General features: G+C 69.3%; 19 protein-coding genes. 11 read left to right on the plus strand and 8 right to left on the minus strand.

Annotated features, from left to right (window positions below; genetic code table 11):
* Positions 1 to 3: 3 nt before the first annotated feature.
* The 3 genes from MC45_RS19590 to rpiB are packed head-to-tail and all read right to left on the minus strand — an operon-like array spanning position 4 to position 1,931.
* Complete coding sequence (locus MC45_RS19590) at positions 4 to 177, minus strand: small multi-drug export protein (RefSeq protein ID WP_166753199.1); 174 nt, start codon at positions 175 to 177, stop codon at positions 4 to 6.
* A gap of 4 nt (positions 178 to 181) precedes the next feature.
* Entirely contained in the window at positions 182 to 1,492 is a 1,311-nt protein-coding gene (glyA, locus tag MC45_RS12810; protein ID WP_038663813.1) for a serine hydroxymethyltransferase, read from the minus strand.
* A 4-nt stretch (positions 1,493 to 1,496) separates the two neighbouring features.
* Positions 1,497 to 1,931, minus strand: a complete 435-nt coding sequence (rpiB, locus tag MC45_RS12815; protein ID WP_038663816.1) for a ribose 5-phosphate isomerase B — start codon at positions 1,929 to 1,931, stop codon at positions 1,497 to 1,499.
* 164 nt (positions 1,932 to 2,095) lie between these two features.
* Between rpiB and MC45_RS12820 the strand changes: the two genes are divergently transcribed.
* Complete coding sequence (locus tag MC45_RS12820; RefSeq protein ID WP_052075664.1) at positions 2,096 to 2,572, plus strand: DUF3429 domain-containing protein; 477 nt, start codon at positions 2,096 to 2,098, stop codon at positions 2,570 to 2,572.
* Between the two features lie 435 nt (positions 2,573 to 3,007).
* On the opposite strand, the gene hemA is transcribed toward MC45_RS12820, so the two are convergent.
* On the minus strand, positions 3,008 to 4,249 hold the full coding sequence (gene hemA, locus MC45_RS12825; protein WP_038667350.1) for a 5-aminolevulinate synthase: 1,242 nt from the start codon (positions 4,247 to 4,249) through the stop codon (positions 3,008 to 3,010).
* Positions 4,250 to 4,539: 290 nt separating this feature from the next.
* Positions 4,540 to 5,334 (minus strand): glutamate racemase, encoded by a 795-nt coding sequence (gene murI, locus MC45_RS12830; protein ID WP_156143835.1) that lies wholly within the window; start codon positions 5,332 to 5,334, stop codon positions 4,540 to 4,542.
* A 116-nt stretch (positions 5,335 to 5,450) separates the two neighbouring features.
* Here murI and plsY point away from each other — a divergent pair, with 116 nt between their 5' ends.
* The 3 genes from plsY (at position 5,451) to topA (ending at position 9,875) form a co-directional block, all read left to right on the plus strand.
* Entirely contained in the window at positions 5,451 to 6,086 is a 636-nt protein-coding gene (gene plsY / locus MC45_RS12835; RefSeq protein ID WP_052075665.1) for a glycerol-3-phosphate 1-O-acyltransferase PlsY, read from the plus strand.
* Entirely contained in the window at positions 6,079 to 7,158 is a 1,080-nt protein-coding gene (gene dprA / locus MC45_RS12840) for a DNA-processing protein DprA (RefSeq protein ID WP_038667355.1), read from the plus strand. Before plsY ends, dprA begins: the two co-directional genes overlap by 8 nt.
* A gap of 116 nt (positions 7,159 to 7,274) precedes the next feature.
* Entirely contained in the window at positions 7,275 to 9,875 is a 2,601-nt protein-coding gene (gene topA / locus MC45_RS12845; protein WP_038663823.1) for a type I DNA topoisomerase, read from the plus strand.
* Between the two features lie 39 nt (positions 9,876 to 9,914).
* Here topA and MC45_RS12850 read toward each other — a convergent pair whose 3' ends face one another.
* On the minus strand, positions 9,915 to 12,038 hold the full coding sequence (locus MC45_RS12850) for a TonB-dependent siderophore receptor (RefSeq protein WP_038663825.1): 2,124 nt from the start codon (positions 12,036 to 12,038) through the stop codon (positions 9,915 to 9,917).
* A 414-nt stretch (positions 12,039 to 12,452) separates the two neighbouring features.
* Between MC45_RS12850 and MC45_RS12855 the strand changes: the two genes are divergently transcribed.
* The 4 genes from MC45_RS12855 to mmsB are packed head-to-tail and all read left to right on the plus strand — an operon-like array spanning position 12,453 to position 16,537.
* On the plus strand, positions 12,453 to 13,982 hold the full coding sequence (locus MC45_RS12855; RefSeq protein ID WP_038663828.1) for a CoA-acylating methylmalonate-semialdehyde dehydrogenase: 1,530 nt from the start codon (positions 12,453 to 12,455) through the stop codon (positions 13,980 to 13,982).
* A 5-nt stretch (positions 13,983 to 13,987) separates the two neighbouring features.
* Positions 13,988 to 14,482 carry a hypothetical protein gene (locus tag MC45_RS12860; RefSeq protein WP_038663831.1) on the plus strand — a complete coding sequence of 165 codons (495 nt, stop codon included), beginning with the start codon at positions 13,988 to 13,990 and terminating at the stop codon, positions 14,480 to 14,482.
* Between the two features lie 7 nt (positions 14,483 to 14,489).
* Positions 14,490 to 15,653, plus strand: coding sequence for an acyl-CoA dehydrogenase family protein (locus MC45_RS12865; RefSeq protein WP_179944539.1), 1,164 nt, complete (start codon positions 14,490 to 14,492; stop codon positions 15,651 to 15,653).
* Positions 15,654 to 15,664: 11 nt separating this feature from the next.
* A complete protein-coding gene (mmsB, locus tag MC45_RS12870) occupies positions 15,665 to 16,537 on the plus strand; it encodes a 3-hydroxyisobutyrate dehydrogenase (RefSeq protein WP_038663834.1) in 873 nt (290 codons plus the stop codon).
* Positions 16,538 to 16,827: 290 nt separating this feature from the next.
* Here the strand turns inward: mmsB and MC45_RS12875 are convergent, their stop codons facing one another.
* Both MC45_RS12875 and MC45_RS12880 read right to left on the minus strand, forming a co-directional pair.
* Complete coding sequence (locus MC45_RS12875) at positions 16,828 to 17,889, minus strand: glycosyltransferase family 2 protein (RefSeq protein WP_038663837.1); 1,062 nt, start codon at positions 17,887 to 17,889, stop codon at positions 16,828 to 16,830.
* Positions 17,886 to 20,369 carry a DegT/DnrJ/EryC1/StrS family aminotransferase gene (locus tag MC45_RS12880; protein WP_038663840.1) on the minus strand — a complete coding sequence of 828 codons (2,484 nt, stop codon included), beginning with the start codon at positions 20,367 to 20,369 and terminating at the stop codon, positions 17,886 to 17,888. The genes MC45_RS12875 and MC45_RS12880 overlap by 4 nt, the downstream gene beginning before the upstream one ends.
* 173 nt (positions 20,370 to 20,542) lie before the next feature.
* On the opposite strand from MC45_RS12880, the gene MC45_RS12885 reads away from it, so the two are divergent.
* The 3 genes from MC45_RS12885 to MC45_RS12895 are packed head-to-tail and all read left to right on the plus strand — an operon-like array spanning position 20,543 to position 23,582.
* A complete protein-coding gene (locus MC45_RS12885) occupies positions 20,543 to 21,016 on the plus strand; it encodes a MarR family winged helix-turn-helix transcriptional regulator (protein WP_038663843.1) in 474 nt (157 codons plus the stop codon).
* Between the two features lie 2 nt (positions 21,017 to 21,018).
* The gene (locus tag MC45_RS12890) at positions 21,019 to 22,419 is read left to right on the plus strand and encodes an efflux transporter outer membrane subunit (protein ID WP_179944588.1); all 1,401 of its coding nucleotides are present in this window, start codon (positions 21,019 to 21,021) and stop codon (positions 22,417 to 22,419) included.
* Positions 22,416 to 23,582: an HlyD/EmrA/EmrK family protein gene (locus MC45_RS12895; protein ID WP_038663849.1), complete on the plus strand. Its 1,167-nt coding sequence runs from the start codon at positions 22,416 to 22,418 to the stop codon at positions 23,580 to 23,582. The genes MC45_RS12890 and MC45_RS12895 overlap by 4 nt, the downstream gene beginning before the upstream one ends.
* Positions 23,583 to 23,627 lie beyond the last annotated feature (45 nt).

Below are 23,627 nucleotides of genomic sequence, written 5' to 3' on the forward strand. Positions count from 1 at the left end.
CGATCAATCCTTGCGCTTGGCATAAGCGACGCCCGCGCCGACCAGCGCACCGAGCACCGGGCCGACGAAGGGGATCGGGATCGCCACGACCGCGCCGATCGCGCCATATTTGGCCATCTTCTTGCCGAGGCCGGGGGTGTTCTTGACGGTCGCCTGGACCTCTTCAATCTTCGACATGGTGTTATCCTTCGTAGATGGGGAAGCGTGCGCACAGCGTGCGTACACGCTGCCGAACGTTCGCCTCGACCTCGGGGTCCCCATGTTCGCCCTTCTTGGCCAAACCGTCGAGCACGTCGGCGACCATGTTGCCGATCTCGCGGAATTCGGCGGGGCCGAAGCCGCGCGTCGTGCCGGCGGGCGAGCCGACGCGGATGCCGCTGGTCTTGACCGGCGGCAGCGGATCGTTGGGAATGCCGTTCTTGTTGCAGGTGATGCCGGCGCGCTCCAGCGCCTCGTCGGCGTCCTTGCCGGTGATGCCGAGCGGGGTGAGGTCGATCAGTGCGAGATGCGTGTCGGTGCCGCCCGAGACGACGTCCGAGCCGCGCTCCTTCAGCGTCGCGGCGAGCACCTTGGCGTTCTCGACCACCGCGGCGATATAGCTCTTGTAGCCCGGCTGCAGCGCCTCGCCGAACGCGACCGCCTTGGCGGCGATGACGTGCATCAGCGGCCCGCCCTGCAGCCCCGGGAACACCGCCGAGTTGATCTTCTTGGCCAGCGCCTCGTCGTCGGTCATGATCATGCCGCCCCGCGGACCGCGCAGCGTCTTGTGCGTCGTCGTGGTGACGACATGCGCATGGCCGAACGGCGTCGGATGCAGGCCGGCGGCGACGATGCCGGCGAAATGCGCCATGTCGACCATGAAATAGGCGCCGACCTTGTCGGCGATCTCGCGAAAGCGCGCGAAGTCGATCGTGCGCGGATAGGCGCTGCCGCCGGCGATGATGAGCTTCGGCTGATGCTCGACGGCAAGGCGCTCGACCTGATCGTAATCGATCAGATGCGTCACCGGATCGACGCCGTACTGGATCGCGTTGAACCATTTGCCGCTCATCGCCGCGCGTGCGCCATGGGTGAGGTGGCCGCCGGCGTCGAGGCTCATGCCGAGGATCGTCTCGCCCGGCTTGACCAGCGCCAGCATCACCGCGCCGTTCGCCTGCGCGCCCGAATGCGGCTGGACGTTGACGAAGCCGCAACCGAAGATCTGCTTGGCCCGCTCGATCGCGAGGCTCTCGACCTCGTCCGACGGCGCGCAGCCCTGATAATAGCGCTTGCCCGGATAGCCCTCGGCATATTTGTTGGTGAAGACCGAGCCCTGCGCCTCGAGCACCGCCTTGGAGACGATATTCTCCGACGCGATCAGCTCGATCTGCGTCTGCTCGCGCTCCAGTTCGTGCGCGATGCCGGCGAACACCGCCGGATCGGCGTCGGCGAGCGCTTGGCTGAAGAAGCCGGTGTGGCGGATATCGCTGAAGTCGGTGGGCTGGGTGCTCATGGGATCAGTCCTTTCGCGACAATTTGTCGACGCGGTTCTGGTGACGGCCACCCTCGAACGGGGCGGCGAGGAAGGCTTCGAGACAGGCCTTGGCGAGATCGGGGCCGATCAGCCGCGCGCCCATCGCGAGGACGTTGGCGTCGTTGTGCTGGCGCGCCAGCGCCGCCGACAGCGGTTCGGAGACGAGTGCGCAGCGGCAGGCCGGTTCGCGGTTGACCGCGATCGAGATGCCGATCCCCGATCCGCACAAAGCGACGCCGAAATCGGCCTCGCCCGCCGCGACGGCGCGGGCCAGCTTGTAGCCGTAATCGGGATAATCGACGCGCGCATCGCTGTCCGGCCCGAGATCGATCGCCGCATGGCCGAGCGTGCCGGCATGATCGACCAGCAGCGCCTTCAGCGCGACGGCGGCGTGATCGGAAGCGAAGGCGATGCGCAAGGGTGACGTCCCGTGACGATGATGGGCGGTCAGGGCGCCTTAGCGGGGGACACCGGCAAATGCCACACCTGTTGCGGAACGTAGCGCGTCGCTCGCGCGCTAAGCCAACCACGCAATGCAGGATAAGAATATGCCGCAAGTTCCTCGCTCCCGCGCTCGCCGGCATGGCTGATCCCGTCTCCGCCCGCGGCAGCGTCGGCGAATCGCCGCTGATCCTCGGCTATGCCGGGCTGTTCCCGCAGATCGCCGCGGTCGCCACCTGTTTCTTTTCCGCCGAAAGCGATGTCGGGCCGATGTTCGCCTTCGCCTATGCGGCGCTGATCCTCAGCTTCCTCGGCGGCATCTGGTGGGGCTTCGCGATGCGCAGCGGGCGCGATCAGGGCCGGATCGCGACGCTGGCGGTGCTGCCGTCGCTGTTCGGCGCGCTGCTGATCCTGCTGTCGATCGCCCATGTGCTACCGCTGGGCCTCGCGCTGGTGCTGATGGGCTCGGCGGTGATCACCACCCTGCTGATCGACCGCCGCCTGGTCGAGTCCGCCCACGCCCCCACCGGCTGGATGACGCTGCGCGTGCCGCTGTCGATCGGGCTCGGTGGGCTGACGATCCTCTGCGGGATCATCTGCGGCCTGTCGGCCAGCTGATCGCGCGGGCGGCTACACGCCGTTGCCCGACTTCGCCGGGCTCCGTCGCATGGGCCGGACGCTTTCCCAACCCACCCCGTCACCCCGGACTTGTTCCGGGGTCCACCGGGCCGCAAGAGTAAGGTGTATTTCTTAGCCGTTCCCCTCGCCGCGGAAGGGAACCTCGACTTGTTTCAGACCTCTACGAAAGTCACTCAGTGCTCCTGCGAAAGCAGGAGCCCAGGAGTCCCGAGCGCCATGAAGCGTTGTTCAGCTTGGCTCTGGGCTCCTGCTTTCGCAGGAGCACTGGGCTGATTCACCGGATCGGGACTTTCGCAAAGTCTCGAACGAGTCCGGGGTGACGGGTCTGAGGAAGAAACTAACCGAACCTCGCTGCCGCCGCGATATTCGATGGTCCTGAACCCCACCGAACACCGGCGACGCCCGGACGCCGCGTCAGGCCGCCTTTCGCAAGGCGAGCCGGCTCCAGATCTCGACCAGCGCGTCGGTCAGCTCGCGCATCATCTCGGGCGTGTGGCTCGGGCCGGGGGTGAAGCGCAGCCGCTCGGTGCCGCGCGGCACGGTGGGATAATTGATCGGCTGCACGTAGACGCCATATTCGGCGAGCAGGATATCGCTGATCCGCTTCGCCTTGACCGGATCGCCGACGAGGATCGGCACGATATGCGTGCTGCCGAGCATCACCGGCAGCCCCGCCTCGCTCAGCATCGTCTTTAGCAGCGTCGCCGACGCCTGCTGGCCCTCGCGCTCGACGCTCGACGCCTTGAGGTGGCGGACGCTGGCGAGCACGCCCGCGACCAGAACCGGCGACAGCGAGGTGGTGAAGATGAACCCCGGCGCATAGGACCGGATCACGTCGATGATCGTCTGGTCGGCGGCGATATAGCCGCCCATCACGCCGAACGCCTTGCCGAGCGTGCCCTCGATGATCGTCAGCCGGTCGGCGACGCCCTCGGCCTCCGAAATGCCGCCGCCGCGTGCGCCGTACATGCCGACTGCGTGGACCTCGTCGAGATAGGTCAGCGCATTGTATTTGTCGGCGAGGTCGCAGATCGCCGCGATCGGCGCGACGTCGGCCTCCATCGAATAGACGCTCTCGAACGCGATCAGCTTCGGCACCGTCGGATCCTCGGCGGCGAGCAGTTCCTCGAGATGCGCGAGATCGTTGTGGCGGAAGATGCGCTTCTCGCAGCCGGCGTTACGAATGCCCGCGATCATCGAGGCATGGTTGAGCTCGTCCGAGAAAATCACGCAGCCCGGCAGGATCTTGGCGAGCGTCGACAGCGTCGCCTCGTTCGAGACATAGCCGCTGGTGAACAGCAGCGCGCCTTCCTTGCCGTGCAGGTCGGCGAGTTCGTGCTCGAGATCGACGTGATAATGGGTGTTGCCGCCGATGTTGCGCGTGCCGCCCGAACCGGCGCCGACGTCGTGCAGCGCCTCTTCCATCGCCGCGATCACCTTCGGATGCTGGCCCATCGCGAGATAGTCGTTCGAGCACCAGACGGTGATCGGCTTGGGCCCGTTATGGCCGGCGAAGCAGCGCGCGTTCGGGAAGGCGCCCTTGTTGCGGAGGATGTCGATGAAGACCCGATACCGGCCCTCGCTGTGCAGGCGATCGATCGCCTGGGTGAAGACGCGCGAATAATCCACGCGTACGTCGGTACCGTCGCTGCTCATGGGCACCATGTACCGATGCGGCGACGGGCTTGCCAGTGGATAAAAGCGCTCAGCGTGATCGTCAGGCTGGACATTTTGTCCCACCCTCGCCTGGCCGGCACGACCCGTCGACCGGCACAGGGCTGGCTGCTGGCGGAAGGAACGCCCGCCCCACGTTCCACCGTTCGCGCTGAGCCTGTCGAAGCGCCCGTGCCACAGGCGATCGTTCCGTACATGGCACCGCCCTTCGACAGGCTCAGGGCTAACGGTGGGACGAAAAAGCCGACGCCCCACCCGCCGGCCGGTACGGTTCAAAGCCCCTCGATCGTCCCGATTCCATAATCCGCCAGCGCCGGCGCCAGCGCCCGCTCCGCGTCGCCCAGCCGCGTGAACACCGCGCGATGCACCGACTCGCCCGCGGGCCAGCCCTGCCCCTCGGTCAGGAAGGCGATCCGCCGCGCGATCCCCGGGCCGCCATCGACGAAGTGCACGCCGGCCGGCGCCGCCGCCGCCAGTTCCGCCGCGACCAGCGGAAAATGCGTGCAGGCGTTGACGATCACGTCGATCCGCGCGCCCTCTGGCTGATCGAACAGCCCGCCGAGCACCGCGCGATAGCGCGCCGGATCGGTCGTCGCCCCCGCCAGTTTCGCCTCCGCCAGCCGCACCAGCTCCGCCGAGCCGTGCCGCAGCACCGTGCAATCCCCGGCGAACCGCGCGGCCAGATCGTCGACATAGGCCTGGCGCACCGTCGCCTCGGTGCCGAGCACACCGATCACCCGGCTGCGGCTCAGCGCCGCGGCGGGCTTGATCGCCGGCACCGTGCCGACCACCGGCACGTCGAGCGCCGCGCGCACCACCGGCAGCGCGATCGTCGAGGCGGTGTTGCAGGCGATCACCACCAGCCGCGGCCGGTACCGCTCCACCAGCCGCCCGAGCAGCGCCGGCACCCGCGCCGCAATCTCCGCCTCGCTCTTGATCCCGTACGGGAAGCCGGCGGAATCGGCGGCGTAGACGATCGGTGCGCGCGGCAGCAGCACGCGCGTCGGTGCGACCACCGACAGGCCGCCGACACCCGAATCGAAGAACAGGATCGGCGCATCATCCATCGCCGCGTCCATAAGCCGCCGCCGCGCGACGCGCCAACCTTGATCGAGATCAGGAAGCGCCCATTGGCGAAACCGCCCCGGACCCGCTATGATCCGCCGGGGAGGACGGGGCAGCTTTGGATACGCACATACTCTGGATCGCGCCGGCGTGCGCGCTGCTGCTCGGCTATGTGCTGGGATCGATCCCGTTCGGCGTCATCCTCACCCGGCTGGCGGGCGCGGGCGACCTGCGCAGCATCGGCTCGGGCAATATCGGCGCCACCAACGTCCTGCGGACCGGCCGCAAGGGGCTGGCGGCGGCGACCTTGCTGCTCGATCTCGCCAAGGGCGCGGCGGCGGTGTGGCTGGCGGAATGGCTGTTCCCCGGCGACGGCATGATCGCTGCAGCGGCGGCGTTCGTCGGCCATTGCTACCCGATCTGGCTGCGCTTCAAGGGCGGCAAGGGCGTCGCGACGCTGATGGGCATCGTCCTCGCGCTGCACTGGCCGATGGGCCTCGTTTATGCGGCCGTCTGGCTCGGCCTGCTCGCGGGCCTGCGCATCTCCTCGGTCGCCGGCATGGCCGCGGCGGTCAGCGCACCGGTCAGCGGCGCGCTGTTCGGGCGGTTCGATCTCGTCATGCTGCTGCTCGCGCTCGCCGCGATCGTGCTGTGGAAGCATCGCGACAATATCGAGCGGCTGCTCGCCGGGACCGAGCCGCGCATCGGCGGCGCGCGCGACGGCGAGGACACGAATGCGCTCCGCGATGGCTGAGCGCGATGTCGCGCGCCTCCGTCTCCTTCGTACCACCGGGATCGGCCCGGTCACCTGGCGCCAGTTGCTCGCCCGCTTCGGCACCGCCGAGGCGGCGCTCGACATGCTGCCGACCCTCGCCCGCCGCGGCGGCGGCGCCCCGCCGCGCATCGCCGAACGCGCCGCGGTCGAGCGCGAGATGGCGGCGACCGCGCGGCTCGGCGCGCGCTATCTGTTCCTCGACGATCCCGACTATCCGCCGCTGCTCGCCCAGATCGACACCGCCCCGCCCGCGCTGATCCTGCGCGGCGACCTCCCGCTGGCAAGCCGGACCACCGTCGCGATCGTCGGCGCGCGCAACGCCTCGGCGGCGGCGTGCCGCTTCGCGCGCAGCCTCGCGCACGACCTCGCCGCGGAGGGTGCGACGATCGTCTCCGGCCTCGCCCGCGGCATCGACACCGCCGCGCACGTCGGCGCGCTGCCGCGCACGATCGGCGTCATCGCCAGCGGCATCGACGTGGCCTTCCCGCCCGAAAACGCCGCGTTGCAGGAGCAGCTCGCGACGCAAAGCCTGCTGGTCGCCGAGCAGCCGCCCGGCACCCAGCCGCTCGCCCGTCATTTCCCGTCGCGCAACCGGATCATCGCCGGCCTCGCACTCGGCACGGTGGTGGTCGAGGCGGCACCGCGCTCGGGCTCGCTGATCACCGCGCGGCTGGCGGGCGAGATGGGCCGCGAGGTCATGGCGGTCCCCGGCAGCCCGCTGGACCCGCGTGCGCAGGGCTGCAACCAGTTGATCCGCGACGGCGCGACCTTGATCCAGACCGCCGCCGACGTCCTCGAACAGCTCGGCCCGATCGATCCCCGCGCCGTCCGCGCGCCCGCGTCGACCTATGCCGCCCCGCCCCCGGCGGATGCGAGCGACGCCGACCGCACCCGCATCACCGCCTTGCTCGGCCCGGCGCCCGTCCCGGTCGACGAACTGCTCCGCCAGAGCGGCCTCGCCCCGGCGATCGTCCAGACGGTATTGCTCGAACTCGAACTCGCCGGCCGGCTGGAGCGGCATGCCGGCGGCCGGGTCAGCCTCATCGCCTGACGCCGGCAGCCCCCGCCTCCCCACCCGTTGACGTTTCGCCCCACGCCCCCGACTTGACGCAAGCCCCGACCGCTCGCCACCCTCGCGCGTACACGTAAGGACGCTATTGAACCGCCATGCAGCTCGTCATCGTCGAATCGCCCGCCAAGGCGAAAACCATCGAAAAGTATCTCGGCTCGGATTTCCGCGTCCTCGCCTCCTACGGTCACGTCCGCGATCTGCCGGCGCGCGACGGCTCGGTGAACCCGGACGAGAATTTCGCGATGGAGTGGGAGAATTATGCGGACAAGTCCAAGCAGCTGAAGGCGATCGCTGATCTCTCGAAGACCGCCGACCGCCTGATCCTCGCCACCGACCCCGATCGCGAGGGCGAGGCGATCAGCTGGCACGTGCAGGAGGTGCTGCGCGGCCGCAAGGCGCTGCCCAAGGACGTCCAGCGCGTCACCTTCAACGCGATTACCAAGCCGGCGATCCTCGCCGCGATGAAGGCGCCGCGCGAGCTCGATACCGACCTGATCGACGCCTATCGCGCCCGCCGCGCATTGGACTATCTCGTCGGCTTCACGCTGTCGCCGGTGCTGTGGCGCAAGCTGCCCGGCGCCAAGTCGGCGGGCCGCGTCCAGTCCGTCGCGCTGCGGCTGATCGTCGGCCGCGAGCGCGAGATCGAGGCGTTCAAGGCACAGGAATATTGGTCGGTCACCGCGCAGATGGAGCAGGACGGCACGCCCTTCGTCGCGCGCCTCGTCCAGTGGGACGGCAGGAAGCTCGACCGCCTGTCGATCGGCACCGAGGGCGACGCGCTCAAGGCCAAGACCGCGGTCGAGGAGGGCCGCTTCTCGGTCCAGACCGTCGAGACCAAGCCGGCGACGCGCAACCCGCCGCCGCCCTTCACCACCTCGACGCTCCAGCAGGAGGCGGCGCGCAAGCTCGGCTTCTCCGCCGACCATACGATGCGGATCGCGCAGGGTCTCTACGAGGATGGCGCGATCACCTATATGCGCACCGACGGCGTGCAGATGGACGGCAGCGCCATCTCCGCTGCGCGCCTCGCCATCGCCAACCGCTATGACGCGAGCTACGTCCCCGATTCGCCACGCCAGTATCAGACCAAGGCGAAGAACGCGCAGGAAGCGCACGAAGCGATCCGCCCGACCGACTTCACCAAGGACCGCGCCGGATCGGGCGACCACAACCGCCTGTACGAGCTTATCTGGAAGCGCGCGCTCGCCAGCCAGATGGCCTCGGCCCGGATGGAGCGCACCACCGTCGAGATGGCGGACGGCACCGGCCGCAACGTACTGCGCGCGACCGGCCAGGTCGTGCTCTTCCCCGGCTTCCTCGCGCTCTACGAAGAGGGGTCGGACGATACGCAGGACGAGGAGGCGCGCCGCCTGCCCCGCCTGCGCGAGGGCGACGCGCCGGCGAAGAAGGCCGTCGACGCCGAACAGCATTTCACCCAGCCGCCGCCGCGCTTCTCCGAGGCGAGCCTCGTCAAGCGGATGGAGGAACTCGGCATCGGCCGCCCGTCGACCTATGCCTCGATCATCAAGACGCTGAAGGACCGCGCCTATGTGCGCGTCGAGAAGAACCGCTTCTTCGCCGAGGAGAGCGGCCGTCTCGTCACCGCCTTCCTCGAGCGCTTCTTCGAGAAATACGTCGGCTTCGACTATACCGCGGAGCTGGAGGAGGAGCTCGACGACGTCTCGGGCGGTCGCGCGCAATGGCAGGCGGTGCTCGAAGCCTTCTGGCGCGACTTCAAGCCGCGCACCAACGAGGTGATGGAGCAGCAGCCCAGCGCGATCACCGCCGAGCTCGACGTCTTCCTCGCGCCCTATCTGTTCCCCGACAAGGCGGACGGATCGGACCCGCGGCTGTGCCCCAAATGCGAGGAGGGCAAGCTGGCGCTGCGCGGCGGCAAGTTCGGCGCGTTCATCGCCTGCTCCAATTATCCCGAGTGCAAATACACCCGCCGCTTCGCCCAGCCCGGCGGCGAGGAGGGCGACAGCGGCCCCGAGGGGCTCGGCAAGGACCCAGCGACGGGGCTGGAGGTCGAGCGCAAATCGGGGCGGTTCGGCCCGTATATCCAGCTCGGCGAGGGCAAGGAGGCCAGGCGCGCCTCGATCCCCAAGGACCTGCCCGGCGAGCTCGACCTCGAATGGGCACTCAAGCTGCTCAGCCTGCCGCGGACGATCGGCAACCACCCGGAGACGGGCGAGCCGATCACCGCGTCGATCGGCCGCTACGGGCCGTATCTGGCGCACAGCGGCAAATATGCGCGGCTGCAATCGACCGTCGACGTGTTCGAGACCGGCATGAACGCCGCGGTGGTCAAGCTCGCCGAGGCGGCGGCGGGCGGCGGCCGTCCGGCACGCGGCGCCGCGCGCGCGCCGCTCAAGGAGCTCGGCAAGCACCCGCGCACCGAGGCGGAGATCAAGCTGATGGAGGGGCGCTATGGCCCCTATGTCACCGACGGCGAGACCAACGCGACCCTGCCCAAGTCGATCACCCCCGAGGCGCTGACGCTGGAAGAGGCGGCGCAGCTGATCGACGACCGCGCGGCGGCGGCACCGGCGAAGAAGAAGAAGGCGCCCGCCAAGAAGCCCGCGGCGAAGAAGCCGGCGGCCAAGGCGGCGGGGACGAAGACGACGGCGAAGCCCGCGGCGGCCAAGAAGGCGCCGGCGAAGAAGCCCGCGGCGAAGAAAGCCGCGGCGGAGTGATGCGCGGGGGATCGGGGGGCTGCCCCGATCCCGTCACGCCTAGAGCTTGACGCTGGCGTTCAACCTGACCGTCCGGGGCTCACCCACGAAAACATAGCCCGACCCGAGATAGCCCCAATGGTGGAGGTTCGCGACGTTGTCGACTTCGGCCCGAAGCGTCACGGCATGGGCGGCGGAGCCGATGTCATAACCGGCGCGCAGATTGATCAACGTCGTCGAGGGAACGCGGAAACTGTTGACCGCATTGCCCCACAATCTGGCGGTATAGGATAGTTCGGTGGTGGCGCTGAAACCGGGCAGACCGGTTGGCCGCTCGGTGACCTGCACGGTGTCCTTGAATCGCGGAACGCCCTCGACCTGTCGCCCTTGCAGATCCCGTTCCGACTTCAGATAGGTTGCCTCCTCGATCGCGACACTGTTGGCGACGAACAGATCGAGCGGTAGCCCGACGCGTCCATTGGCCTCGACGCCCTCATAGCGTTGCGTGCCGTCGGACACGTAGACGTTGGCGGCATTGGCATATTGGGCGCCCCGATCGATGCGATACAATGCCGTCGAAAGGAACCACGTCGGTCGTTCGACCTTGGCGCCGACCTCGATCTGGTCGGACATCACCGGTGGCAGCGTCTCGCGGGCATTCGCGAAGCTATCGGGGACCGTTATCCCGCTTTCGAGCGCCTGAACGTAGCTGACGTAGACGGTGGCGCCCTGCAAGGGATGGTACAGGATCGCGGCGACGGGCGTCACCGGCGTCTTGGCATAGGTCTTGGCGACGCCGAGTTTGCTGTATTGATGCTCGACGTAGCGCGTGACACGCAGACCGCCGATCACCGACACGTCGCCGAGGCTGATCGTGTCGCTGGCGAACGCGCCTTCCTGTATCGAATGATAGCTGCGGTAGATCGCATCGTTGAATGCGCTGGGATAGTTCACCGGCGTCACCGGTCGATACAGGTTCTGCGACCCGATGACCGTGTTCAGTCGATCGCGCGGCAGATAGCGCTTGAGGTCCTGCCACGTCGCGCCGAGCGTCAGCTGATGGGCCAGCGGTCCGGTGGTGAAATATCCGTCGAGCGTGACCTGTGCCTGATTGTAGCGCGACCATGACCGGGGATTGGTGTTCAATTTCACCCCATAGTCGCCATCGCGGTTGATCAGCGGCATCCATTCCGCCTTGTAGGTCCGCCAGTCCAGGCTGTTGCTATAGTCGGCCTTGACCGTCCAGTGCGGGTCGGCGGTCCAGTGCAGGCCGGTGGCGCCGTAGAAGACGTGGCTGTTGAAGAACAGGTCGGGATAGGCGGCGAGATTGGTGGTGCCGCTGATCGGTCGCGGCAAGGCGTTCGCGCCATAAGCGACGGGATCGTCGATGAAGAAATCCTGCGTTCCACCCTTGATGCGGCGATCCTGATAGATCAGGTCGCCGGTCCACAGCAGCGTGTCGGTGAGATGCGCATCGAGACCGAGCGACCCCGAATAGCGCAGGACGTGCGACACGCTGTAGGTGCCGCCCTGTTCGTGCGTCAGGTTGAGACGATAGCCGAGGCCTGCGGCGATGGGGCCGCCGGTGTCGATATGCTGCAGGAAGACCGTGTTCGACGAATATCCCAGATCCGCGGCGACGAAAGCGTCCGGCGTGGGTCGCTTCGTCTGATAGTTGACCAGTCCTCCCGGCGCGTTGAAGCCATAGAGGAAGCCGGAGGCGCCCTTCAGCAACTGCACCGCCTGAAACGATTCGAGGGGCAGCTCCACCGTCGTCATGTAAAACGGGTCGCCGTTGATCCGGTAGCCGTAAAGGTCGTCGAGCGGGATGCCGCGGACCGTCTGCGAATAGCTGTTGAACGTATAGGTGTCGCCGTTGGCGACGACCGACGCATCCTGGCTGAATACCCGTGCCAGCGACCGGACCTGACGTTCCTCGATCTCGTCCGCGGTCACCACGCGTGCGGAGAACGGCGTATCGAGGTCGGACCGCACGCCCAAGGCTCCCCCCGTCACGGCATCGTGATGTGCCGTCCCGGTAACGACGATGGTCTGTGACGCGGCATTGTCCTCGCTCGTCGCCGCCGCGGTGCGGGATGCCTTGGCCTCCGCATTTGCCCCCACCTTCGATTTGCGATCGGGTGTCTTTTTCTCGACCTGCTCCGCGCCGGCCGGCGAAGCCATTGCAATCGAAACAGAAAGTACAAATGCCCATTTTGCAATTATCACGGCTACATACACCAGTTGACTAGGATTTAACCCGCCTACCTATTCTGCACACGATCTATGCCATTACTTTTTATGGGCTGATCTAAACATTAGATTATATTAGCGGTAACAGGGATAAAAAAGCCTTTAGCTGCCATTACTTACCCGCGTGCCGTCGCGGTTAAAGGCCGAATTGCCGTGTGCGGGAGCGTGCGAATGTGTCCGACGGGCGCGCCAGCAGGGGCCGTGTTCCTCCGCCCATGACTGCCGACACCCTGACCCCACAAAAACGTCAGCCTTCCCCACCAATTGCCCGCCCCCTCTTGCACCGCACGCCCGACCCTGCGACGGAAGCTCCAAAGCCGACCAAAGCGGCACGAAGGAGCGAGGATGCGTACCATCGATCATCTCATCGTCGGATCGGCCGGCGGTGATGCCACGCGCTACGGCGACGTGTTCGATCCCAACAGCGGCGAGATCCAGGCGCGCGTGCCGCTCGGCACCGCGGCCGATCTCGACCGCGCCGTCGCCGCGGCGCAGGCCGCGCAGCCCGGCTGGGCCGCCACCAATCCACAGCGCCGCGCCCGCGTCATGTTCCGCTTCAAGGAACTGGTCGAGGCGAACATGGACGCGCTCGCGCATCTGCTCTCCTCCGAACACGGCAAGGTGATCGCCGATTCGAAGGGCGACATCCAGCGCGGGCTGGAGGTGATCGAATTCTGCTGCGGCATCCCGCACATCCTGAAGGGCGAATATACGCAGGGCGCCGGCCCCGGCATCGACGTCTATTCGATGCGCCAGCCGCTTGGGATCGGCGCGGGGATCACCCCGTTCAACTTCCCGGCGATGATCCCGATGTGGATGTTCGGCGTCGCCATCGCCACCGGCAACGCCTTCCTGCTCAAGCCCTCCGAGCGCGATCCGTCGGTGCCGGTGCGGCTCGCCGAGCTGATGCGGGAGGCGGGCGCGCCCGAGGGCATTTTGCAGGTCGTCCATGGCGACAAGGCGATGGTCGACGCGATCCTCGATCATCCCGCGATCAGCGCGGTCAGCTTCGTCGGGTCGAGCGACATCGCGCATTACGTCTACCGCCGCGGCGTCGAGGCGGGCAAGCGCGTGCAGGCGATGGGCGGCGCCAAGAACCACGGCATCGTCATGCCCGACGCCGATCTCGACCAGGTCGTCGCCGATCTGTCGGGCGCGGCCTTCGGCTCGGCGGGCGAGCGCTGCATGGCGCTGCCCGTGGTGGTGCCGGTCGGCGACAAGACCGCCGATGCGCTGCGCGAGAAACTGATCCCGGCGATCGCGGCGCTGCGCGTCGGCGTGTCGACCGATGCGCAGGCGCATTACGGCCCGGTGGTCAACGCCGCGCACAAGCAGCGCGTCGAAAACTGGATCCAGACCGGCGTCGACGAGGGCGCCGAGCTGGTCGTCGACGGCCGCGGCTTCACGCTGCAGGGGCATGAGAAGGGCTTCTTCGTCGGCCCGACCTTGTTCGACCGCGTCACGCCCGACATGTCGGCATACAAGGAGGAGATCTTCGGCCCCGTCCTCCAGATCGTCCGCGCGCCCGATTTCGAGACCGCGGTGCGGCTGCCGAGCGAGCATCAGTACGGCAACGGCGTCGCGATCTTCACCCGCAACGGCCATGCCGCGCGCGAGTTCGCGGCGCGGGTCAATGTCGGGATGGTCGGGATCAACGTGCCGATCCCGGTGCCGGTCGCCTATCACAGCTTCGGCGGCTGGAAGCGCAGCGCGTTCGGCGACACCAACCAGCACGGCATGGAAGGCGTCAAATTCTGGACCAAGGTCAAGACGGTGACGCAGCGCTGGCCCGACGGCTCGGCGCTCCCCGGCGGCAGCGAGGACGGCGGCCCGAGCCGCATCCAGGATGCCTTCGTCATCCCGACGATGGGCTGACCGGCATGCGCAGCACGATCCTCCTCGCCGCCGCGCTCGGCCTCGCCGCCTGTTCGGGCGGCGAATCGGCCAACAACGAATCGTCGGGCGGCAGCGCCGCGGTCGAGCCGACGCCAAACGACCTCACCGTCGATCCGCAGAACAGCGTCGTACCGATCCCCGCGGTCAGCCCCTCGCCGATCGCCGCGATCCCCGGCGGCTTCCAGGGCCATTGGGGCATGGTGTCGGGCGATTGCGACCCGGCGAGCGGCGCCGACAAGGGCACGCTGACCATCGCCGGCAACCGCCTGTCCTTCTTCGAATCGCGCGGCACCGCCGCCACGATCCGCCAGACCCGCCCGGACCAGATCGCCTTCGACCTGCCGATGAGCGGCGAGGGCATGACCTGGTCCGAACCGACCACGCTCACCCTGCTCGACGACGGCAAGACGCTGGTGCGCGAGGCCAAAGGCGACGCCAATCGCGCCGGCTCGTTCCGCTACAGCCGCTGCCCGGCCTGAGGATATCATGGAAAACCAGTTCGACCTGACCCCCCAATTTGATCTCACGGGCGACCAGCGCGAGATCCAGGAGCTCGCGCGCCGCTTCACCGCCGACCGGATCACGCCCCATGCGGCGGAATGGGACGAGAAGCACATCTTCCCGCGCGACACGATCAAGGCGGCGGCCGAACTCGGCTTCGCCGCGATCTACGTGTCGGAGGAGAGCGGCGGCATTGCGCTCGGCCGGCTCGAGGCGGCGCTCATCATGGAGGCGATGGCCTATGGCTGCCCGTCGACCAGCGCGTTCATCTCGATCCACAATATGGCGAGCTGGATGATCGACCGCTTCGGGTCGCAGACGGTGAAGGACAAATATCTCCCCAGCCTCGTCACCATGGACCGGCTCGGCAGCTATTGCCTCACCGAACCCGGCTCGGGCAGCGACGCCGCCGCGCTGAAGACCAAGGCGGTCCGCGACGGCGATCATTATGTCGTCACCGGCTCGAAACAGTTCATCTCCGGCGCCGGCGAGAACGAGGTCTACGTGACGATGGTCCGCACCGGCGAGGAGGGGCCCAAGGGCATCTCGGCGCTGGTGATCGAGAAGGACATGGCCGGCGTGTCGTTCGGCGCCAACGAGCGCAAGCTCGGCTGGCATTCGCAGCCGACGCGGCAGGTGACGTTCGACAACGTCCGCGTGCCGGTGGAAAATCGCGTCGGCGCCGAGGGCGAGGGCTTCCGCATCGCGATGATGGGGCTCGACGGCGGCCGGCTCAACATCGGCGCGTGCAGCCTCGGCGGCGCGCAGCGCTGCCTCGACGAGGCGATCCGCTATACCAAGGACCGCAAGCAGTTCGGTACGGCGATCGCCGACTTCCAGAACACCCAATTCACCCTCGCCGACATGGCGACCGAACTGGAGGCGGCGCGTGCGCTGCTCTACATGGCGGCGGCGAAGGTGACCGCCAATGCCCCCGACAAGACGCGCTTCGCGGCGATGGCCAAGCGGCTCGCCACCGATACCGGCAGCAGCGTCGTCGACCGCGCGCTGCAATTGCACGGCGGCTACGGCTATCTGATGGATTACCCGATCGAGCGTTTCTGGCGCGACCTGCGCGTCCATTCGATCCTCGAGGGCACCAACCAGGTGATGCGGATGATCGTCGGCCGCGACCTGATCCGGCAGTAGGAGAGAGAGACATGGCACGCGTCGCCTTCATCGGCCTCGGCAACATGGGCGGCGGCATGGCCGCCAACCTCGCGAAGCACGGCCATGACGTCCGCGCCTTCGACCTCAGCGCCGCGGCGCTCGACAAGGCGCAGGCGGCCGGCTGCCTGCCCGTCGCCGGCGCCGCCGAGGCGGTCGCGGGTGCCGAGGCGATCGTCACCATGCTGCCCGCCGGCGCGCATGTCGAAAGCGTCTATGCCGATGCGGTATTCGGCCACGCCGAGCCGTCCGCGATCCTGATCGACTGTTCGACGATCGACGTCGCCACCGCGCGCCGCGTCGCCGAGGCCGCGGCGGCCAAGGGCCTCGCCGCGGTCGACGCGCCGGTGTCGGGCGGGATCGGCGCCGCCAATGCCGGCACGCTCACCTTCATGGTCGGCGGTCCCGAGGATGCGTTCGAGCGCGCGCGCCCGTTCCTCGCCGACATGGGCAAGGCGGTGATCCACGCCGGCGCGAGCGGCGCCGGGCAAGCCGCCAAGATGGCCAACAACATGCTGCTCGGCGCGACGATGATCGCGACCTGCGAGGCGTTCCGGCTCGCCGAACGGCTGGGGCTCGATGCGCAGACCTTCTACGACATCTCGTCGGTCAGCTCGGGCCAGAGCTGGTCGATGACGAGCTATTGCCCCCTGCCCGGCGTCGGCCCGGAGACGCCCGCCGACCACGACTATCAGGGCGGATTCGCCGCCGCGCTGATGCTCAAGGACCTGCGGCTGGCGATGCAGGCGGCCGAAGGCGCGGGCGCGACGACCCCGCTCGGCGCGCATGCGACCGCCTTGTACGAGGCGTTCGTCGCCGCCGGGAACGGCGGAACGGATTTCTCGGGGATCATCCGGACGCTGTGATGCGCGGAGAGGCGGCGCCGCCCGCCAAACACCCCCTCACTGTCATCCCCGCGAAGGCGGGGATCCATACACGCTGCCGTCGCGGCTCAAGCGAAGACCCGCGCGTCTGGATCCCCGCCTCCGCGGGGATGACGGTGGAGGGGCGCGCACCCCCGCACCCCCCATCGTCATCCCGGCGAAAGCCGGGACCCATGGACACGCGCGGCGGATGGCAGCACGCACCACTGGCCGCACCGTAACCATGGGTCCCGGCCTGCGCCGGGATGACGAAGGGGGCTACCCCCCAAACCTCAACCCTCGCCTCGCCCACGCCGCCCGCGCCGTACCGCGCCCACCGCGGCGGACCACAGCAAGGTCTCGCCGCCCGCATAGCCCAGCCCGAGGTGCGCCGGCCGCGCCGCCAGCACGTCGCGCAGCCGCACCGCGCCCGAGCGCAGCCCCGCCCGCCCGATCCGCGCCCAGCGCCGCGCCGTCTCCCAGCGGATCAGCTTGCGGCTCTCCGCATCGGGCCGCTCCTGCGCGAGGAACGCCGCCTGCAACGTCGCGATTCCCGCGCCCAGCCGCTGCAGCGTCGCGCGGTCGGGCACCGGCACGCCGCCCATATTGTGCAGCACCAGCAGCCGCGCCATCGCCGCCGCCTCATCGACGCCGAGCACCCCCGCATGCCGCTCGGCCAGCACCCGCATCGCCGAATCGCGCATCGTGTCGGTGAACCGTTTCGAGGCGCCGCCGGCATGCTGGCGATAGCGCAGCAGCGGCACGTCGATCCGCGCGATCCGTCCGAATGCGCCGACGCGGTGATACAGGTCGAAATCCTCGGCATAGAGGATCTCGGGCCGGGTGAACGGATCGAGCGTCCGCGCCACCTCGGCACGCACCATCACCGTCGACCAGACCAGCGGATTCTCGATCCAGCTCAGCCACGCGATCAGCTCGGGCGTGGTATGCGGCGCATAGTGCATCGCCGAGACCTTGCCGTCGCGCAATTGCTCCGCCTGCGTGCCGACCAGCACCACGTCGGGATGCGCGTCGAGATAGGCGACCTGCCGCGCCAGCCGCTCGGGCAAACAGAGGTCGTCCTGGTCGAGCCCGGCGATGAACCGCCCGCGCGCCGCGGCGACGCCGCGGTTGCGGGTGCGCACCGGCCCGCCGTTGACCTCGTTCTCGATCAGCCGCACGCGCGGATCGGGCCAGCCGCGTACCAATTCGCGGGTGCCGTCGCTCGAGCAATCGTCGACGACGATCGCCTCCCACGCCGCCAGCGTCTGCGCGGCGAGCGACTCCAGCGTCGCGCCGATGAACGCCTCGCCGTTATAGCCGGGGATGACGACCGAGACGACCGGCGTGGTCATGCCGCCTCTTGCGCCTCCCGATCGAGCAGCTGGTCGACGATCATCTGGCCGACGTCGTTCTGCCAAAGCCACAGGCCGTTGGCCTGGCCGCGGAAGCTCGCCTCGCCGCCCAGCCGGCCCCATGGCACGAAGCCCGCCGACAGGCCGATGCCATAGGCGCCCGGCACCGGCCGGTCCTGCGCGTCGAGGATGCGGCAATGGCGATCGACCATCGGCCGGCCGGCATGATGCGCCAGCGCCAGCGGCGCGCCGTCGACGCCGAGCAGCGGCACCGCGCGCGGCCGGTAGCCGAGCGCGCCGATCACCAGATCCGCCTCCGCGATGACCGCCCGCGCCGCCGCATCCTCGTCGCCGGCGATACGGTGCGAGGCGACGCGCGGATCGGGCGTGCGCCCGCCGAGCGACAGCATGCGCAGCACCAGTTCGCGCGATTCGAGCCGCAGCCCGGCGAGCCGCAGCACGAAGCCGCTGACCGGGCAGATGTCGTTGTCGTCGAAATCGTGGAAGCCGTCGGCATGCGCCGCGGCGACGTTGGGATAGAAGGGCTTGAGCGGCTGGCGATGCAGCAGCGTCACCGCCCCCGCCCCGAAGGCGAAGCCCGGCTGGCTCTTGAGCAGCAGCACCGCCGCGGCAATCGCGCTGGTCGAGGCGCCGATGATCGCGACCCGCGGCGACGGGATGTCGCGCAGCCGCTCGTGCACCTGCTCGACCCCGCCGAGCCGCAGCACCGTATCGGAGCGGATCAGCCGTTCGCCCGCCAGCGCGCCGAGCGCGACGCCGGCGACGCGCTTGGCGGCGACCTGTTCGTCGGTCTGCACCCCGCCGGTCGCGACCACGACGTTGCGCGACACCAGCGCGCGCGTGACGCCCGCACCGTCGCTGACCGTCGTCTGCCAGCGACCATCGGCAGTGCGCTGCACGCGCTGCGCCGCATGGCCGGTCAGCACCGCGCCGCCGTGCCGCACGACGATGTCGCGCAGCCGGTCCGCGGTCGCCGACAGCAGCGGCGCGGTATCGACCAATGGCGCGCCGAGTTCGGCGACGTAGCGGCCCATCAATTGCCCGGCGGGGTGATGCTCCAGCTCGGCGAGTTCGGGATGCGGATTGTTCTTCACCGCCGATAGGAAGGTCTCGGCGGTGGTGTCCGAGCGGATCGCATAGGAGCCGAGCTCGCCGGCACCCATCCGCGCCCTCTGCTCGACGATCGCGAACCCCGCCTCGACCAGCGGCGCCAATTTGCCCAGTTTGCTCGCCGAGGTCAGCATCGCGGTGCCGGCGGGGCCGCCGCCGATCACCACCGTCGTCAAATCCTGCATCGCCGTCCCCATCTGCCGCGTCGCGCCGGCCGCGGTCACCCGCGCGACCGCGCCCGCCAGCCGCGCGGCGATCACCGGCGCGTCGGCGGGGGTCATCGCATCGGTGATCGGCAGGCTCAGCATACGCCCGCCGATCGCGTCGGCGACCGGCGTCGGCTCGATCAGCGCGGTGTCGCGGAACAGCGGCTGTTCGCCGAGATGCGGGCTGAAATACTGGCCGACGCCGACGCCGTCCGCGGCGAGCGCCGCGACGATCGCGTCGCGCTCTCCCGCCAGCTCAGGCGGCAGCAGCACCGGCATGAACTGCGTCGCCTGCCGCCGCCCCGACGGCCGCTGCATCGCGAAGCCGGGCAGCGCGGCGCGATAGGCGGCGTCGATCGCGGCGCGATGGTCGCACACCGCATCGATCTCGGCCAGCTTGGCGCGCGCCATCAGCGCGATCACCTCGGGCAATTTGGCGTTGATGCCGGGCAGCGTCGCGCTGCGCCCCCGTTCGAAACCGAAATTGATCATGCCGCGCAACTGGTCGATCCGGGCGACGTCGCCGCTGTGGATCAGCCCTCCCTCCGCGACCGAGAAGGTCTTGGTGGCATGCATCGAATAGACGAGCGTGAACGGCGCGCCGCTGCCGAACCCGCGCCCGTCGCCGTCGCGCGTGCCGAGCGACGCCGCCGCATCGATCACCACGCCGACGCCGTGACGGTCGGCGAGCCAGGCATAGCGGTCGAGGTCGATCGCGGTGCCGAACGTCGCATAGGGTACGATGACGCCGATCCGCGCGCCGTACCGCGCGAGCAGCGCCTCTTCCTGCCGCGGATCGGCGGTCCAGCCGTCGGCCTCGATGTCGCAGATCAGCGGCGTCAGTCCCGCCCAGAGCGCCGCCTGCGCGGTCGCCGCGAAGGTCAGCGCCGGCATCAACGCCAGCGTCCCCGGTCGCAGCTGCATCCCCGCGGCCTGCCGCAACGCGACGATCAGCCCCAGCGTGGCATTGCCGACCGCGAGGCAGGCGCCGGTGCCGCCGAACAGCCGCTCGGTCGCCTCCGCCTCGAACGCGCGCACCTCGGGCCCGTTGTTGCTGAACACGCCCGACGCCTCGATGCGGCGCAGGCCCTCGGTAAGCTCGCTCAGCCGCGGCGGCCGCGGCGCGATCAACGGAAATTCCATGAGATGCCGTCCTGACAATCGAACCGCGGAGGTACCCCACCCCCCCTAAGAACCGGTTAGCGCGCGTCATTCTCTACGCAGGACGCAGTCGCGACCGACGATGGAATATCGTTCGGAGAAACACTTCGCAACATTCGATTGACTGCCGAAGCAACCATTGCCATGGCAACGACATGGACTATTATTCCGAGTCGAACTTCACTCCGGAAAACTCGATCGGCTATCTCCTGCGCCGTTCGGAGCAGCTCGGCGCGGCCGTGCTCGAACCGATCTTCGTCGCCGCCGGCATCACCAAGACGCAGTGGAGCGCGCTCGCCGCCCTCCACTTCAACCGCGCGTCGACCTGCGCCGAGATCGCGCGCGACCTCTGTCACGACAAGGGTGCCACCACCCGGCTGGTCGACACGCTGGAGGAGCGCGGCTGGGTGATGCGCGACCGCGACGGCGGCGAGGATCGCCGCGTCGTCCGGCTTACCCTGACGCCTGCCGGCGAACACATCGCCGGCACCGTCCGCGATGCCGTCATCCGCGTCTGGAACCACTGGCTAAGTGATTGGGAGGAAAGGGATATTACGGACCTGATCCGCCTCCTCCAGCGGCTCCGCGACACCGTCCAACAGACCCCCGACGAAGGCGTCTTTGCGTGAAGATAGCGAATTTATCCCCCGCCGCGCTGCTGCTGCTCGGCGCCTGCGCCATCCCGGCCAGCCCCCCCGCGGTCGCGCCCGTCGCGCCCCCGACGCTCGGCCTCACCGGCGCCGCGACCCCGGCGATCGCCGACGATTGGTGGACCGGCTTCGGCGATCCGCAGCTCGACCGGCTCGTCGCCGATGCGACCGCGGGCAATCCGACGCTCGACGCCGCGCTCGCCCGCATCGCCCAGGCGCAGGCGGTGCTCTCCAGCCGCCGCGCCGACACCGGCCCCGACGTGACGCTGGATGCCAACGAGCAGCTCCAGCGCCTGTCCGGCCGCTACATCATCCCGCCGCCCTACGGCGGCTCGGTCCGCTTCGTCGGGCAGGTGCAGGCCAATCTCACCTGGAACCTCGACCTGTTCGGGCGGCAGAAGGCGGCGATCACCGGCGCCCGCGCCTCGGCCCGCGCCGCCGCGCTCGACCTCGCCGCCGCGCGCCTCGCGATCGCCGGCTCGGTCGCGCAGACCTATATCGACCTCGCCCGCGCCGAGGCGGAGGCGACGATCGCCCGCCGCACGATCGCGACGCGGCAGGACTCGCTGCGCCTCGTCAACATCCGCATCCGCAACCGCCTCGCCAGCAATCTGCAGGCGACCGCAGCGCAGACGCTGCTGGCGCAGGCGCAGACCGCTTTGGTCCGCGCCGACGGCGCCCGCGCGCTCGCGACCAATGCGCTCGCCGCGCTCGCCGGGCGTGGCCCCGATTATGCCGCGGCGATCCGCCCGGCGACGCTGCGCCTCGACGCGGCGCTGCCGCTGCCCGCGCAGGTCCCCGCCGACCTGCTCGCCCGCCGCCCGGACATCGCCGCGGCGCAGGCGCGGATCGAGGCCGCCGCCGCCGGCCGCCAGGTCGCCCGCCGCGCCTTCTATCCCAACGTCAACCTCACCGCGCTCGCCGGCTTCCAGGCGATCGGGCTCGGCAATCTGGTCAGCCTCGATGCCGGCACCGCCGGCGCCGGGCCTGCCATCCACCTGCCCTTGTTCGACAATGGCCGGTTGAAGGCCGACCTCGCCGGCGCAACCGCGGTGCTCGATCTCGCCACCGCCGACTATAACGACCGCGTCATCGGCGCGGTGCGCGACGCGGCGGACGCGATCGCGCTCGTTGCCAATCTCGGCGAGCAGCGCGCCCGCACCGCAGAGGTCGTCCGCGGCTTCGGCGAGACCAACCGCCTTAACGCGATCCGCGTCTCGAGCGGGCTCGATAGCAAGCTCGACCTCGTCGACAACGACGTCCGCCTGCTCGATGCCGAACTGACGCAAGCCAATCTCGTCGCCGATGCGGCCCGCCAGCGCGTCGCGCTGGTGCTGGCGCTCGGCGGCGGCTTCTCCTCCTCCCAGGAACCCCGCCGATGACCGACACGCAAGCCCCAACGCCCCAACCCGCGAGCGCCGGCGGCAAGCCACGCACGCGTCGCCGCGGCTTCCTGATCCTCGCCGTGATCGTCGTGATCGCGCTGATCGTCTGGGCGGTCTTCCACTTCCTGCTCGCCAAGCCCGAACAGGAGACCGACGACGCCTATGTCGCCGGCGACGTCGTCGCGATCACCGCGCGCGATCCCGGCCAGATCACCGCGATCCATGCCGACAATACGCAGACGGTGAAGGCCGGCGCGCCGCTGCTCGACCTCGATCCCGCCACCGCCGACGTCGCGCTCGCGTCTGCCGAGGCGGAACTCGCCCGCGCCGTCCGCTCGACTCGCGCCGACATCAGCAAGGTCAGCGAGAGCGGCGCCGCCGTCGTTCAGGCGCAGGCCCAGCTCTCCGCCGCCACCGCCGATTACGCCCGCCGACAGGGCGCCGCGGCGCAGGGCGCGATCTCGGGCGAGGAACTCGCGCATGCCGCCGACGCGGTGAAGGTCGCGCGCGCCAACCTCAATCTCGCGCGCAGCCAGCAGGCGCAGTCGCGCTCGACGGTACAGGGCACCGACACCACCACCAACCCGGCGGTGCTCGCCGCCGCCGCCGCCTATCGCCGCGCCGCGATCACGCGCAGCCACATGCATATCGTCGCGCCGATCGACGGCGTCGTCGCGCAGCGCACCGTGCAGATCGGCCAGCAGGTCGCCGCCGGCACGCCGCTGATGGCGGTGGTGCCGCTCGCCAAGGTGTGGGTCGACGCCAATTTCCGCGAGACGCAGCTCAAGGACCTCCGCATCGGCCAGCCGGCGACGGTGACCGCCGACATGTACGGCGACGACGTGGTCTTCCACGGTCATGTCATCGGCGTCGGCGCCGGGTCGGGCAACGCCTTCGCGCTGCTGCCGCCGCAGAACGCCAGCGGCAACTGGATCAAGATCGTCCAGCGCGTGCCGGTGCGCATCGGCCTCGACCCGCGCGAGCTGACCCGCAATCCGCTGCGCGTCGGCCTGTCGGTCAACACGACGGTGGACACCGCCAACCGCTCGGGCGCGCTGCTCGGCAAGCCCGCGGCGCAGGCCTATGCCGGCGGCGGCGGCGATGGCCGCGACCCCGCGGTCGAGGCGCGCATCCGCCAGATCATCGCCGCCAATCGTTGACGCCCGCGTCGTCCTCACCCCTCGCCGCCTGCGGCGGAGGGTGAG

This window comes from Sphingomonas taxi, from assembly GCF_000764535.1.
Taxonomy (GTDB): domain Bacteria; phylum Pseudomonadota; class Alphaproteobacteria; order Sphingomonadales; family Sphingomonadaceae; genus Sphingomonas; species Sphingomonas taxi.

Excerpts from the sequence above, each read along its gene's own strand:
- MC45_RS19590 (WP_166753199.1), bottom strand. The coding sequence starts at position 177 with ATGTCGAAGATTGAAGAGGTCCAGGCGACCGTCAAGAACACCCCCGGC.
- glyA (WP_038663813.1), bottom strand. The coding sequence starts at position 1,492 with ATGAGCACCCAGCCCACCGACTTCAGCGATATCCGCCACACCGGCTTC.
- MC45_RS12820 (WP_052075664.1), top strand. The coding sequence starts at position 2,096 with ATGGCTGATCCCGTCTCCGCCCGCGGCAGCGTCGGCGAATCGCCGCTG.
- hemA (WP_038667350.1), bottom strand. The coding sequence starts at position 4,249 with ATGAGCAGCGACGGTACCGACGTACGCGTGGATTATTCGCGCGTCTTC.
- murI (WP_156143835.1), bottom strand. The coding sequence starts at position 5,334 with ATGGATGATGCGCCGATCCTGTTCTTCGATTCGGGTGTCGGCGGCCTG.
- dprA (WP_038667355.1), top strand. The coding sequence starts at position 6,079 with ATGGCTGAGCGCGATGTCGCGCGCCTCCGTCTCCTTCGTACCACCGGG.
- topA (WP_038663823.1), top strand. The coding sequence starts at position 7,275 with ATGCAGCTCGTCATCGTCGAATCGCCCGCCAAGGCGAAAACCATCGAA.
- MC45_RS12850 (WP_038663825.1), bottom strand. The coding sequence starts at position 12,038 with ATGGCTTCGCCGGCCGGCGCGGAGCAGGTCGAGAAAAAGACACCCGAT.
- MC45_RS12855 (WP_038663828.1), top strand. The coding sequence starts at position 12,453 with ATGCGTACCATCGATCATCTCATCGTCGGATCGGCCGGCGGTGATGCC.
- MC45_RS12860 (WP_038663831.1), top strand. The coding sequence starts at position 13,988 with ATGCGCAGCACGATCCTCCTCGCCGCCGCGCTCGGCCTCGCCGCCTGT.
- MC45_RS12865 (WP_179944539.1), top strand. The coding sequence starts at position 14,490 with ATGGAAAACCAGTTCGACCTGACCCCCCAATTTGATCTCACGGGCGAC.
- mmsB (WP_038663834.1), top strand. The coding sequence starts at position 15,665 with ATGGCACGCGTCGCCTTCATCGGCCTCGGCAACATGGGCGGCGGCATG.
- MC45_RS12875 (WP_038663837.1), bottom strand. The coding sequence starts at position 17,889 with ATGACCACGCCGGTCGTCTCGGTCGTCATCCCCGGCTATAACGGCGAG.
- MC45_RS12880 (WP_038663840.1), bottom strand. The coding sequence starts at position 20,369 with ATGGAATTTCCGTTGATCGCGCCGCGGCCGCCGCGGCTGAGCGAGCTT.
- MC45_RS12885 (WP_038663843.1), top strand. The coding sequence starts at position 20,543 with ATGGACTATTATTCCGAGTCGAACTTCACTCCGGAAAACTCGATCGGC.
- MC45_RS12895 (WP_038663849.1), top strand. The coding sequence starts at position 22,416 with ATGACCGACACGCAAGCCCCAACGCCCCAACCCGCGAGCGCCGGCGGC.